Annotated in this window: 15 protein-coding genes; 9 read left to right on the forward strand and 6 right to left on the reverse strand. The window is 44.6% G+C overall.

Features of this window, described 5'->3' with window-relative positions; translation table 11 throughout:
* Position 1: 1 nt before the first annotated feature.
* A complete protein-coding gene (locus V5G21_RS19235; RefSeq protein WP_041823808.1) occupies positions 2-547 on the reverse strand; it encodes a D-glycero-alpha-D-manno-heptose-1,7-bisphosphate 7-phosphatase in 546 nt (181 codons plus the stop codon).
* 143 nt (positions 548-690) lie between these two features.
* On the opposite strand from V5G21_RS19235, the gene V5G21_RS19240 reads away from it, so the two are divergent.
* From V5G21_RS19240 to V5G21_RS19265, 6 genes are all read left to right on the forward strand, one after another.
* Positions 691-2013, forward strand: a complete 1323-nt coding sequence (locus tag V5G21_RS19240; RefSeq protein ID WP_011246797.1) for a D-serine ammonia-lyase — start codon at positions 691-693, stop codon at positions 2011-2013.
* A 107-nt stretch (positions 2014-2120) separates the two neighbouring features.
* Positions 2121-2903, forward strand: a complete 783-nt coding sequence (locus tag V5G21_RS19245; RefSeq protein WP_011246798.1) for an exodeoxyribonuclease III — start codon at positions 2121-2123, stop codon at positions 2901-2903.
* 191 nt (positions 2904-3094) lie between these two features.
* Positions 3095-3811: a YebC/PmpR family DNA-binding transcriptional regulator gene (locus V5G21_RS19250; RefSeq protein ID WP_011246799.1), complete on the forward strand. Its 717-nt coding sequence runs from the start codon at positions 3095-3097 to the stop codon at positions 3809-3811.
* 235 nt (positions 3812-4046) lie between these two features.
* On the forward strand, positions 4047-4349 hold the full coding sequence (locus tag V5G21_RS19255; protein ID WP_011246800.1) for a hypothetical protein: 303 nt from the start codon (positions 4047-4049) through the stop codon (positions 4347-4349).
* The gene (locus tag V5G21_RS19260) at positions 4289-4648 is read left to right on the forward strand and encodes a hypothetical protein (RefSeq protein WP_011246801.1); all 360 of its coding nucleotides are present in this window, start codon (positions 4289-4291) and stop codon (positions 4646-4648) included. Before V5G21_RS19255 ends, V5G21_RS19260 begins: the two co-directional genes overlap by 61 nt.
* Before the next feature lie 73 nt (positions 4649-4721).
* Positions 4722-5606, forward strand: a complete 885-nt coding sequence (locus tag V5G21_RS19265) for a DMT family transporter (RefSeq protein ID WP_041823814.1) — start codon at positions 4722-4724, stop codon at positions 5604-5606.
* Positions 5607-5653: 47 nt separating this feature from the next.
* Here V5G21_RS19265 and V5G21_RS19270 read toward each other — a convergent pair whose 3' ends face one another.
* From V5G21_RS19270 to V5G21_RS19290, 5 genes are all read right to left on the reverse strand, one after another.
* Positions 5654-5827 (reverse strand): hypothetical protein, encoded by a 174-nt coding sequence (locus V5G21_RS19270; RefSeq protein WP_156323100.1) that lies wholly within the window; start codon positions 5825-5827, stop codon positions 5654-5656.
* 170 nt (positions 5828-5997) lie between these two features.
* Complete coding sequence (locus V5G21_RS19275) at positions 5998-6333, reverse strand: metal-sulfur cluster assembly factor (protein WP_011246803.1); 336 nt, start codon at positions 6331-6333, stop codon at positions 5998-6000.
* 152 nt (positions 6334-6485) lie between these two features.
* Complete coding sequence (locus V5G21_RS19280; protein ID WP_073304071.1) at positions 6486-6602, reverse strand: methionine/alanine import family NSS transporter small subunit; 117 nt, start codon at positions 6600-6602, stop codon at positions 6486-6488.
* Positions 6603-6604: 2 nt separating this feature from the next.
* Complete coding sequence (locus V5G21_RS19285; RefSeq protein WP_338465528.1) at positions 6605-8065, reverse strand: sodium-dependent transporter; 1461 nt, start codon at positions 8063-8065, stop codon at positions 6605-6607.
* 574 nt (positions 8066-8639) lie between these two features.
* Positions 8640-9482 (reverse strand): AraC family transcriptional regulator, encoded by an 843-nt coding sequence (locus V5G21_RS19290; protein ID WP_011246805.1) that lies wholly within the window; start codon positions 9480-9482, stop codon positions 8640-8642.
* Positions 9483-9961: 479 nt separating this feature from the next.
* Between V5G21_RS19290 and V5G21_RS19295 the strand changes: the two genes are divergently transcribed.
* From V5G21_RS19295 to V5G21_RS19305, 3 genes are all read left to right on the forward strand, one after another.
* Complete coding sequence (locus V5G21_RS19295; RefSeq protein WP_011246806.1) at positions 9962-10474, forward strand: PadR family transcriptional regulator; 513 nt, start codon at positions 9962-9964, stop codon at positions 10472-10474.
* On the forward strand, positions 10471-10935 hold the full coding sequence (locus V5G21_RS19300; protein ID WP_011246807.1) for a DUF4188 domain-containing protein: 465 nt from the start codon (positions 10471-10473) through the stop codon (positions 10933-10935). The genes V5G21_RS19295 and V5G21_RS19300 overlap by 4 nt, the downstream gene beginning before the upstream one ends.
* 426 nt (positions 10936-11361) lie before the next feature.
* Positions 11362-12573: an MFS transporter gene (locus tag V5G21_RS19305; protein ID WP_011246808.1), complete on the forward strand. Its 1212-nt coding sequence runs from the start codon at positions 11362-11364 to the stop codon at positions 12571-12573.
* Positions 12574-12763: the final 190 nt, after the last annotated feature.

Raw genomic sequence — 12763 nt, forward strand, 5'->3', positions numbered from 1 at the left:
TTTAACGGGCCGCAGCTCTCTTTTGGGCAATGATCCATGGAACGGCGGCACGCAAGTCCGGGAAGCGTGCGTCTGCTTGGAAATCGTCCTCAGTGCGTGCATGAACTAAGACCGTTTGGCAGCCTGCCTTTTGGCCCGCGCGAATGTCTGGCTCGCGGTCGCCTACCATGACACTCGCGGGCAAGTCAACGTGATGTTTGTCCGCTAGTTTTTTGAGTAAATAGGCTTTTGGTTTACGGCAAGGACATCCTTCATTAGGTTTATGGGGGCAATAAGCGATATCGTCGATTGTTGCCCCTTGCGCTTTTAAGTCGGCCTCCATTTTTTCATGGATGCGCTCGAGCTTTTTTTCTTTCATGTAACCAAGTCCAATGCCGCCTTGATTGGTAACAACAAAGACGAGAAAGCCAGCTTTGTTAAAGAAGCGGATCGCTTCGGCCACACCATCCAGCAAGTGGAAGTCGTTTGCATCGTTAACGAATTTGACACGCTTGGATAATACTTCGTTAATGACTCCATCACGGTCTAAAAAAACGGCTTGTTTCAAGTTGATCCTCCCTTTCATGTTTTTAAATCCTCAGAAGTGCAAAAGTGTCGTTCCCATTTACGATGTGCATTTACAAACAGGAATATCCCGAGCCGGATTGTTCTTACATGTGCTAAAGTTAAAGAAAAAAGGAGGGGATAAACGTGGACATAGCAGGCAAAAACAGAGAGCAATGGTTGGCAGCTTACCCACTTTTACAACAAATTGTATTGACAAAGGAAGTGTGGTGGGCCAATCCGAACAGGCAGCCTGCTAGCGAAGGGCTAGCACGCCTTTCTTTAAAGGAAGAGGACGTGAAGGAAGCAGAACAGCGGTTGCGACGCTTTGCCCCATACATAGCAAGCGTGTTTCCGGAAACGAAAGGGGCAGGGGGCTTGATCGAATCGCCGCTTATCGACATTCCCACAATGAAGCACAAGCTTGACCAACGATTTGGCCAAAACGTGCCAGGCCGACTTTTGCTGAAAGGCGATCACGCGCTGCCTATTTCAGGCTCCATTAAAGCGCGGGGCGGTATTTATGAAGTGTTGAAACATGCGGAAAGCTTGTTGGTCGACCAACAAATTCTCACTAAACAAGACGATTATTCATTGATCGCCACTGACGCAGTCCAATCGTTTTTCTCGTCTTATGCCATTGTTGTTGGATCAACAGGTAATTTAGGATTAAGCATTGGCATCATTAGCGCAAAGCTAGGTTTTCGCGTGACGGTACACATGTCAGATGATGCAAAGCAATGGAAAAAAGACATGTTGCGAGAAAAAGGCGTGCGTGTGGTCGAACATTCCGCCGATTACAGCAAGGCAGTCGAAGAGGGAAGAAAAGAATCAGACGCCGATCCGAACAGCTATTTTATTGATGACGAACATTCAATTGATCTATTTGTAGGGTATGCTGTCGCTGCATTTCGCTTAAAAGAACAGTTGCAGGAAAAGGGAATTGCCGTCACAAAAGACCAACCGCTCCACGTCTATCTTCCATGTGGCGTTGGCGGCGGTCCTGGCGGGGTTGCTTTCGGCTTGAAGCTCGTTTTCGGTGACGCTGTCCGCTGTTTTTTCGCAGAGCCTACCCATTCGCCATGTATGTTAATTGGTATGTTAACTGGAAAGCACCAGCACATTTCTGTCCAAGACTTTGGAATCGACAACCAAACAGCAGCCGACGGTCTTGCGGTAGGGAGACCGTCTGGCTTTGTTGGCCGCATGATGGCTCCATTGCTTGAGGGCATCTACACAATCGCCGACCCGATGCTTTATACACTCTTGGCTGATCTCGCCGACGCAGAAGGCCTCTATTTGGAGCCATCAGCAGTTGCGGGATTATACGGCCCTGTACAGCTTGAAAAGAGAGGGCTATATACCGATGCAGCGACTCATCTTGTCTGGGCGACAGGAGGAAGCATGGTGCCTAAAGAGATCATGGAAACGGATTACCAACTAGGTGTCAACTTACGGACTGAGCAGTAGATTGAGTGCCAATACTCACGCCGAGGTACAGAAAGCAAAACGGTACTGGTTTTCTCTTATCTATGCTACACTGGGCACTGGATAAAGAGAGAGGGAGTACGACAACTATGAAATTCGTATCGTGGAATGTCAATGGCCTGCGCGCATGTGTAAAAAAAGGCTTTTTAGATTTTTTTCAACAAGTGGATGCGGACGTGTTTTGCTTACAAGAAACGAAGCTGCAAAAAGGGCAAATCTCGCTTGAGTTGCCTGGTTATGAACAATACTGGAACGATGCGGAGCGTAAAGGCTATTCAGGGACAGCGATTTTTACTAAACACTCTCCGCTGTCTGTCACATATGGAATCGGCGATCATTTTCCAGAGAACGAAGGGCGGGTCATCACCCTTGAGTTTGAGACCTACTATGTCGTAACGATGTATACCCCTAATGCCAAACGAGACTTAAGCAGGCTGCCATACCGGCTGCAGTGGGAGAAAGCCGCTAGGGAATACCTGACTCTATTAGCGACACAAAAACCAGTTGTCTTCTGCGGTGATCTCAATGTCGCCCACCAGCCGATTGATGTTCGAAACGACCGAGCGAATGTCGGCAATTCAGGTTTTACGGATGAAGAAAGAGCCGAGTTTGGCAAACTGCTGGAGGCAGGGTTTGTTGATACATTTCGCCATTTTTACCCTGATGATGAGGATGCCTTTACATGGTGGTCGTACATGGCCAATGTCCGAGCCCGTAACATTGGCTGGCGCATTGATTATTTCCTTATTTCCAGGGCGTTGATGCCTTATCTTGTCGACGCTTCTATTCATTCATCGGTTTTGGGCAGCGATCACTGTCCGATAGAACTATGCCTCGATTTGCAACCAAATGAATCATCGCGACCGTTTTAAAGCGAGTTGCTCGTGCTCGTGCAACTCGCTTTTTCGGTCTTCCTATCGATAGTGTGTCATTGCTGACAATGAAGAACACTGGGATAATTCGCCACTTCTGCTTATGCAAGTTGGTCATTATGCGTTATAATAACGTGGAGAACCAGCGCTTTGGCCTGGAATTGAATAAGGGAAAGAGAGTGGGTACCGCTATGGGCCGTAAATGGAATAATATTAAAGAAAAAAAAGCTTCTAAAGATGCCAATACAAGCCGGATTTACGCCAAATTTGGCCGTGAGATTTATGTAGCTGCCAGACAAGGAGAGCCTGATCCTGAATTAAACCAAGCTTTAAAAGCAGTACTAGAACGGGCGAAGACATACAATGTCCCGAAGTCAATCATTGACCGCGCCATTGAGAAGGCGAAAGGCGGCTCTGATGAAAGTTATGAGGAACGTCGTTATGAAGGGTTTGGGCCAAACGGGGCGATGGTGATTGTCGACGCCTTAACAAACAATGTCAACCGCACCGCGTCTGACGTTCGCGCTGCTTTTGGGAAAAATGGCGGGAACATGGGCGTCAGTGGTTCAGTCGCCTATATGTTTGACAGAGTGGCTGTGATCGGTTTTGAAGGAAAAACAGCCGATGAAGCACTAGAGATTTTAATGGATGCCGATGTTGACGCCAAAGACATCATCGAAGAAGATGACACGGTGATTGTTTATGCAGAACCAGACCAGTTTCATGCTGTCCAAGAAGCGTTCCGAAACGCCGGGATAGAGGAGTTTTCTGTGGCCGAGTTTTCAATGATTGCCCACAACGAAGTGACGCTTTCAGAGGATGTGCAAGCACAGTTTGAAAAAATGATTGACGCGATTGAAGACTTGGAAGATGTACAACAAGTTTATCACAATGTTGACTTGGCTTAGGAGGGACAAGGAAGGATAACCATGGCTTTCCGCTGCCTAAATATCCTTTCAGGAGCATGCTGATTTACTGAGATGTCAGGCTATTAGTGGCGCCCGTTTCTGCTGATTGACGCTAGCGGAACGGGAAAAGCCATAGCCGTCGTGTTCTCTTCCCATACACGTTGCATTGCTGGTACCATTAACAGATATTTCGGAATAGGGGAGAATACCGAAAAATTTTTGGGGAGGAAACAAAATGAAAAAAAGCGCATGGTTTCTCATAAGCACATTGTTAACATTAGTGGCATGCCAATCAGAGGAAACAGGGATTTTGCCGAAAAAGGCATTGTCCGAATCGGAAGAACGGTATTTGCAAATCGGCACCACTTATTCGTTTTCCTTTGATTTAAGCAATGCTGGTCACCAAGAAATAGAAGAGCTAAGCTTTTATAGCAAACGGTATCAAGACGGTGAACCCGTAGAAGAGACTCTAATGAGTTGTTCACACTGTTTTTTGACAAAGACACACCTTTCTCGGCTTATGAAGAACTTACGTTAGCGATAAAGGAACAAGAATTGGATGAGACGTTATACTATACATGCTGGATAGAAGGTGTAGAGAAAGAAGGGGATCGGGTCATGTACTCGACTGGCCCTCTAGCAGTGCCTGCGCTTTCTGGAGTAGACGGGAAAGTGGCGCTAGAAGCAGAGCAGCTGGATTTGCAAATGGAAGATAACCCCCTTGTTTTGATCCATTCAGGCAACAGTGGCGCATCGAATTGGTATGAACCAAAGCAGCTTCAACAAACGATTGCCGACGAACAAGATGTGCTCGTTTTCGGCCTTATTTGGCATTAGGCAAGGACGGCTCAAAAATAGCGTATGGCCTTATGATGATTTAAGACAAATAGAACGATTGGAGCGATGGACGATGCCGATGGCGATTGTGTTCGTGCTATGTGCTGCGATGCTATGGGGAACAACAGGGACAGCGCAAGCATTTTTAATTGGCGCCCATCCGTTAGTAGTGGGGGCTGCGCGGCTATTGCTCGGGGGAATGAGTTTACTCCTGTTTGCTATTTTGACTGGCAAATCGCTAAATATAAAGGGGTGGCCGAAATGGCCATTTTTTGTGAGTATTGCGGCTATGGCTGCTTACCAACCATTCTTTTTTACGGCTGTGTCAATGACTGGCGTTGCGGCAGGAACCGTTATCGCCATTGGCAGTGCCCCAATAGTAGCAGGCTTGTTGGAGTGGGCCTTTTTTAAGCGGGTTCCAGGAAAGCGGTGGATGCAAGCAACAGCCTTGGCGATTGCCGGCTGTGTGTTGCTAATGACCGCTGGCGATCAGTCCGTAGTTGTGTCACCGCTAGGGCTTTTGTTTGCTATAGGGGCAGGGCTTTCCTTTGCTGCTTATACATTAGCAAGCAAAGGGCTTCTAGCCAAAGGGGAGCCTGAAGTCGTCGTCGCATTTATCTTTTCTTTCAGCGCGATCGTGTTGTTGCCAACGTTCTTTTTATTTGAGGTCAGCTGGCTGCTTCATTGGCAAAATGGGCTCGTTGTTTTGCATTTAGGCTTGCTTGCGACTGGCTTGGCCTACATGCTTTTTGCGAAAGGACTAAAAGAAATTCCAGGTTCTCTTGCTGTAACGCTTGCATTAGCCGAACCGCTTACTGCGGCCCTTCTAGGAGTCAGCCTTGTGGGGGAGTCGCTCTCTTTCTACTCATGGGGCGGCATTGCGTTGCTGTTGCTTGGCCTTTTGCTTGCTTCCATTGCGCCAAAACAAACACAGTCAAAACGGAGTTTATCGCAGTAGGCGAAAAAAATAAGCAGGAGGGGGACCTGCTTATGAACGGTGTTCCTTTATGTTGTTCCCACTTTCAACACATGCCATTTGCCACTTTCGGTTAAACGAGCATGTACTTGTCGAGCCAATTCTTTTGCTGCCATCACATCAGTAAAAGCCTTGATGGGGCAATAGCGCTGGCTGTGAAGGACAGTTACCGAGCCGTCATGCAAACAAGCAAGGGTATACATATGGCCGACCTCCATTTGTTGTAGTGGATACAATGTTAGTTTGCTGCAAATGGCGGTTTAAGGCAATCTTTATTGCAAAGGCTTTATTCTTTTTTAATTGTTGTCACATAACGTGGGTCTTATTTCGCCCTGCAAAAGCCATGTCTATCTTTTAGGCGGAAAAGTACAGTTTAATCAGGAAGGCCGAGAGCAATTTTGGCGTAACGTGACATTCTATCTTTTGACCAAGGCGGGCTCCAAACGATATTCACATCAACTTTTCCAATCTCCCCAAGTTCTTGTAATTCGGAAAGGGCCCGCTTGACGTCCGCTTGAATTGTTCCTGCAAGTGGACAGCCCATGGTCGTTAGCGTCATTTCTACCGTAACGTTGAACTCATCGTCTAGTTCAATGCCATAAACGAGGCCGAGATTGACAATATCAACACCAAGCTCAGGGTCAATCACTTCTTCTAATTGCGCCATTACCCGTTCTTTCGTTTCGTTTCTTTCTTCTTCTGTAGGCATAAGCTCACCTCCGCTAGATGTTTCCTTCTATTGTACAGACGGACAAAGAATGTTACCAGCAATCTGCTTATGGGCTTAGTCTGTCCAAATCATCCTTCTTTATTGACCACGAAAAAAGACGGCGCAAAAGATGCGCCGTCCTCATACAAGGGCTAGTTTGTCTTTTTACGACGTTTGGAGACAATGTACGCATAGGCAATGCTTGCCACCATACCACCCCATAGAATAACCATACCAAGAATCATCATGACAATGGCGCTTCCACTCATTGTTAATCATCCTCCTTCTTATAGGCTTCCAATTTGCCAGGAGGCCATTTAATCAGGCTAAGTAAAAGGCCGACAACAAAAGCTGCCCCGGCAACGCCCCAACCTGAAATAGCTAAGAAAGAAAGGGGCATATCCTCATAAGGAGCGCGAATGTTATTAATGAACGCAAGAATGATATTGGCGCCAAGGACTAGGGGAGTAATAAACATTAAGCTGAATTTCCACCATGAGCCAATACGGAAATCAGATACTTCATTCATATGCCCTTGCAAGAAATCGAGCTTGCGCAAAATCCAAGCAACGATAATGACAGAGACAAGGCCAGCAAATGCAATGCCGAACTGGTTAATGAAGTTATCGACAGCATCTAACACGTTAATGCCCCCACGCGTCGCATACAACAACGAAATGATTGCCGATAAACCGCCGCCAACGATAACCGATTTCGTTCGTGATACTTTGAATTTGTCTTGTACGCCAGCTATATACGTTTCTGTAATTGAAATCAACGACGTAATACCGGCCAATACGAGGCATCCGAAAAACAAGACGCCGAACAAACCGTTGAATCCTGGCATCGTATTAATGATTTCAGGAATCGCGATAAAGGCTAGACCAATGCCGCTCGTTGCCACTTCTGCCACAGGAACACCGAGATTACCAGCCATAAAACCTAGCGTCGCGAAAATGCCGATGCCTGCAAGTAGCTCGAAGCTTCCGTTGCTAAAAGCAGTAATAAACGCACTATTGTTCAAATCTTCTTTCTTAGGCAAGTAGCTTGCATAAGTAATCATAATCGCAAAGCCGATTGAAAGGCTAAAGAAAATATGCCCATAGGCGGCAACCCAAACACCAGGTTGGGCTAACGCTTGCCAATCAGGTCGGAAAAAGACATCCAATCCATTGACAGCACCTTCTAATGTGAGGGCACGTACAACAATTGCTAAAAACATCACAACAAGTAAAGGAATAAAAATGCGGTTTGCCCATTCGATGCCTTTTTTCACACCAGCTAACATGATCACAAATACGCCTGCCCATACAACGATAAGCGGAATTAACACATTGCCATTCAATCCACCAAGCACACCAGCTTCAGTGGCTTCAAGGTAGTCCCCTAAAAAGAAACCTTGGGTGTCGCTGCCCCAACTTTGATTAAATGAAAACACCATATAGGACAGAGCCCAAGCGATAATAACCGAATAATATGTGGCCACAACAAAAGAGATCGCGACTTGCCACCAACCAAGCCATTCCGTCTTTTTATTGATGCGCGCAAATGAAAACGGGGAAGATCCTCTGAATTTTTGGCCGATTGAAAATTCCATTAATAATAGCGGGATCCCTGCTGTAAGCATGGCAAACAAATATGCGAGAAAAAATGCGCCCCCTCCATTGTCATAAGCTACATAGGGGAAACGCCATATATTTCCCAACCCAATTGCGGATCCAATAGCGGCCATAATAAAGCCGGCTCTTGTTCCCCATTGTTCTCGAGCCAAGTGTACTCCTCCTTTTAAAAAATGATGAAATGTTTAAAAAACATTCTTCTCCAAGAGTCTACCGCTTCTGACTTCATTTGAAAAGATATTTTCTGAAAAAAATCAAAATAAATGGCTTTGGTTTCCCAAATTATCAAGCAACTGGGGGAGGGGTAGTGTCCGTTTTGACCGTCGGGCGGTTAAGAGAATACCGTTTTTTGTCAGTCCATTAGCTGACCTCCTCTATTTGTAATCGCTTTCATAACTATCGTGATTGAATAATGTCCATATAGAATCATACGAACTGGCAGTGCCGTTTATGAAAGATGGAGTGGGGATATAGACTAAAGCTAGAAGAATTATTAAAAAAGATCTTATCTGTGTCAAGGACAGTAGCCAACGCCAACAAGCCTATCTGTTTTTAATTTCCGATATGTTAAACATTTTTACCATGTTGGCATTTACGGCTTTATGTATCGCTTCACTGATAGTGTTGGGCTTTTTGGGGGGGACAAACAGCGCATGGACAAAGGCTGTCTCATGCGCTGCTTATTTGTCATTTTTTTACTGGAACCCATATCTCGCTGTAATAGTCCTTTGAATAAGGATCAGCATCACTAACGTATACTTCCATTTCGGGTCCACCTGAATGTTCATATCCTGTTGCCGGAAACCATTCAGAAAAGATTCGCTCCCATACTTTTGGCATTGCATTAGGCATTGCCCCGTGTACCGGAAAAATAGCCCAAGTTGCCGCAGGAATTTGTCTTGTTTCCCAATCAACAGGAATTTGATCACTATTCTTTTCTGCAGCGATGAGGTAGGTTAAATTTTCCTGCTGTTTGTCAAAATCAATGCAAATACCAAGCAATCCAAGAGGGCCGCAATTTTTAGCAAGTTGTTTTGATAATCCATTCCGATTCGATTCATTCCAGAAAGCAGCAATCTTTCGGTTGTTCTCTCCGCCAATTGTAGTCGTACGAATGCTTTTTCCTACAACGGTAAACGCGTCTTTCTCAACAATTTTGTAATCCATTTCCACATCACCCTTTAATTGAATTTGAAAAGAGATCTTTGGGTAAGCCTTCAAGGATTGACTATGTTTTTTAGCATCGGATGGAGAGATACCATGTATTCGCCGAAATGCTTTCGTAAAAGATTCTGGGCTTTCATACCCATACTTCATTGCCACATCGATTACTTTAGATTTGGAATGAACGAGTTCTTGTGCAGCTACTGTAATACGGCGATTCCGAATATATTCAGATACGGCATAGCCGGTTAACATACGGAACATCCGTTGAAAGTGAAATCTAGACATACAAGCAACCGCAGCAATTTCGTCAAGCAAAAGCTCGTTATCTAAATGGTTTTCTATATACTCAATGCTATCAAGCATTCTTTGAAGGCTTTTTAATCGTATGTTCTCCTTTCTGTACTAAGTCTACGAATATTGTGTTAGTCGTTCCTGTTCATCTGTGCTCAATTGTGACAGATTATTACCGCCAAATTCATTAGAGAAAGTATGCCATCATCATAGGGAAAGCTGTATGAATGGGGATTTGTGTATTCAATGGGATCGCTCGTACAGATAGAGGTGAACACTATGTAGCTATGTAGAAGGGCATGATAAAACTTTACCACGAGAAAAGGCGGAGATCAAAAACATGTAAGGCTCATCCATGCATGTCAGAGCAAAACGGAGTCAAAAAGTCTGTAAAACTAGTTGAATGAAATCGTATTAGTAATAAAAAAGGATCTCAAATACTCCGATTTAAAAAGATGGGAGACGCTTTTCGTTAACTCATTATTGCTGTTGACAAATGGATCGAGTCCATATATCTTTTAGATATATCTTAAAGATATATGGAGGGCGAGATGAAAACAGAGGCTAAATGGATTGTGCTTGGCATACTGTCAGGAGGATGTAGAACGGGATACGAAATAAAAAAGGTCATTGATAATAGTTTTGAGCATTTTTGGAAAATGAGTTATGGACAAATTTATCCCGCGCTTAAAACGTTAGTTAAAGAGGGGTATGTTAGTCAAATCGGAAGCGATGGGGATCGGAAGGAGTATGAGATAACGGAGGCAGGAAAGCATAAACTTCATGATTGGCTGGTGGCTCCTATTTACGATAGTGGACTTCATAAAAATGAACTGCTCGTAAAACTGTTTTTTGGAAACGAAATGAACCGAGAACACGCTTTTCACCACATTTGTGAACATGAACGGTTGTTACAAGGAAAAATGAAAGTTTACGAACAAATGGAAAAACAGCTAAGTATTCACCCCGGCGCTGAATTTTGGTTATATACGTTAGATTATGGAAAAGAAGTAGCTAAAGCTGAGCTGCAATGGTGCAAAAAAACAAAGGAGAAATTAAAATGACAAAAGCGAAGCGAGTTAGTGCTCCCAATGACCAAGATGTAGTCATTTTTATCGTTGGCATGAAAATCCAGCAGTGGTGGAATATCAAAGCATGGGGACCCGTTTTTAGTGCCATGCCACCGATGCTAAAAGAACTTTCCAGCAAAAAAGGCACTGGTTTTCTTCATTATGAAGCTGGTTGGAATGGCAGGAATATTGTGATTACTCAATATTGGGAAAACATAAAGTCGTTACATGATTTCGCCCATGGAAAAACGCATATGAATGCTTGGACGCGTTTTTATAAAAAAGCGGCAGACTCAAAAGGAGTTGGTTTTTTCCATGAAACCTATGTCGTGAAAGCAGGTAGCTATGAATCCATTTATGTCAATATGAATAAACCGAGAGGGCTGGCAGCTGCATATTCTTCTTATGCAACAGAAACGGATTCCACAATGAGAAATCGATTAAAGAACGTATAGCTTGTTTAACGCATGACTCGACCACTTTTAAAAGGATTTTCAAGGTCTATGGAAAAGTTGAATATTGGCGCCCTACCTATTAATCGTTTGCAGAAAAGTATGATATATTGTACGGAGACGGAGGATGAGATACTAGAAAGGAAAATAAAATGATCGCCGTCTCATGTACAAATAATCTATTGGAGAACCACCACGACGAGTGGTGAATTTTAAGTATGGGGCGTATATCGATCAAATGACGTATATAAAGACGTATAATTTGTTGCTTTCTCTAATATAACAACATCTATGATTGATGATTATTTGCTCGAGTGAAAGGACAATTTTGCCACTGAACAAACCATTAAATCGGGCGCCGATTTTAAAGCTGGAAAACTATCCAGAGTATAGATAGTCATGAGAGAAGAATTCGGAGGAATTTGTAGAATGAAGGCATTGGCAACAAGAAACAGAGGGGCTATTTTATTGCTCATGTTTAATATCTTTATAGGATTTGTAGGCGTTGGCTTGGTTATCCCGATTATGCCGACATATATGAACGTCCTTGGCATCTCTGGAACGATCGTTGGCCTGCTGGTCGCTGTATTTTCATTAACTCAATTTCTAGTGGCGCCTTATGCAGGCAGTTGGTCTGATCGTTATGGGCGAAAGTGGATCATTGTCGCCGGTCTGCTGCTTTTTGCTGTATCCGAGCTGCTTTTTGGCCTGGCTACGAATGCAGTCTTGCTGTTTATCTCAAGACTGCTTGGCGGTGTATCCGTTGCCTTTATTATGCCCGCCGTCATGGCCTACGTCGTTGATATTACGACAGAAGAGGATCGGGGAATGGGAATGGGCTGGATTAATGCGGCGATTTCCACAGGTTTTATCATCGGTCCGGCGATCGGTGGTTTTTTAGTCGAGTACGGTATGCGAGTGCCTTTCTTCGCCGCAGCTGGAGCTGCCGCCTTATCCGCTGTCGTTTCAATGAGTATTTTGCCAGAGTCACTGGATAAAAACAAGTTGCCTGCTCCAGAGGCACGTATGGACCGAAAAGAGTCTCAACTCGCACAGCTTGCCAAATCTTATCGCACCCCTTATTTTACAGGGCTGTTGATCATCTTGATCACTTCGCTCGGATTGTCCCAATTTGAGACGGTGTTAGGACTTTTTGTTGACCATAAGTACAGCTATACGCCTAATGAAATTGCCTGGTTAATCATGATCGGGGCGATCGTTGGCGCTGTGATGCAGCTGACGCTCTTCGGGCGGCTGATCAATTGGATTGGGGAGAAGAAGCTGACGGTCTATTGCTTATTAGTGATGGCTGTTTTTATGGTTGCGACCATCTTTTCGGCCCAATATTGGATGATGGTTGTATCGGTCACGCTTGTTTTTCTGGCAGTTGATTTTGTACGCCCGGCGATTAGCACTTATTTTTCCAGAATTGCCGGCAACGAACAGGGGCTTGTTGCCGGTTTGAATGCTTCCTATACGAGTCTAGGGAACATCGGCGGCCCGATCCTTGCCGGGGCCTTGTTTGATGTTCAAATCAACTCCCCATTCCTGGTCGGCAGTCTGATCGCTTTAGGCGGCTGGATCCTTAGTCTGCGCTGGATGCGCAAACAAACGGAACGGTCTCCAGGCACGACCGTTTAATAGACCGTTTTGGCTGTCCAACTTTTAATTGGTTTTATTTAATAATATTCAAATAAAGAAATGTTCAAGTGAGAGGCATTCAATGAACTGCCGGATCCATAATCTTTCAATGCCCGCAAGACAGATGGAATGGGCCGGAGATTTCACCATGATTTTTGTTCCTTATTCGGGAGCGATCTGTTCAAGAAGA

It is taken from the genome of Shouchella rhizosphaerae, from assembly GCF_036700015.1.
In the GTDB taxonomy this organism is placed as follows: Bacteria; Bacillota; Bacilli; order Bacillales; family Bacillaceae_D; genus Shouchella; species Shouchella rhizosphaerae.

Bases quoted from the DNA above. Each gene is read 5' to 3' on its own strand.
- V5G21_RS19245 (WP_011246798.1), top strand. From the start codon at position 2,121: ATGAAATTCGTATCGTGGAATGTCAATGGCCTGCGCGCATGTGTAAAA.
- V5G21_RS19250 (WP_011246799.1), top strand. From the start codon at position 3,095: ATGGGCCGTAAATGGAATAATATTAAAGAAAAAAAAGCTTCTAAAGAT.
- V5G21_RS19255 (WP_011246800.1), top strand. From the start codon at position 4,047: ATGAAAAAAAGCGCATGGTTTCTCATAAGCACATTGTTAACATTAGTG.
- V5G21_RS19265 (WP_041823814.1), top strand. From the start codon at position 4,722: ATGCCGATGGCGATTGTGTTCGTGCTATGTGCTGCGATGCTATGGGGA.
- V5G21_RS19270 (WP_156323100.1), bottom strand. From the start codon at position 5,827: ATGTATACCCTTGCTTGTTTGCATGACGGCTCGGTAACTGTCCTTCAC.
- V5G21_RS19275 (WP_011246803.1), bottom strand. From the start codon at position 6,333: ATGCCTACAGAAGAAGAAAGAAACGAAACGAAAGAACGGGTAATGGCG.
- V5G21_RS19280 (WP_073304071.1), bottom strand. From the start codon at position 6,602: ATGAGTGGAAGCGCCATTGTCATGATGATTCTTGGTATGGTTATTCTA.
- V5G21_RS19285 (WP_338465528.1), bottom strand. From the start codon at position 8,065: ATGGCCGCTATTGGATCCGCAATTGGGTTGGGAAATATATGGCGTTTC.
- V5G21_RS19290 (WP_011246805.1), bottom strand. From the start codon at position 9,482: ATGCTTGATAGCATTGAGTATATAGAAAACCATTTAGATAACGAGCTT.
- V5G21_RS19295 (WP_011246806.1), top strand. From the start codon at position 9,962: ATGAAAACAGAGGCTAAATGGATTGTGCTTGGCATACTGTCAGGAGGA.
- V5G21_RS19300 (WP_011246807.1), top strand. From the start codon at position 10,471: ATGACAAAAGCGAAGCGAGTTAGTGCTCCCAATGACCAAGATGTAGTC.
- V5G21_RS19305 (WP_011246808.1), top strand. From the start codon at position 11,362: ATGAAGGCATTGGCAACAAGAAACAGAGGGGCTATTTTATTGCTCATG.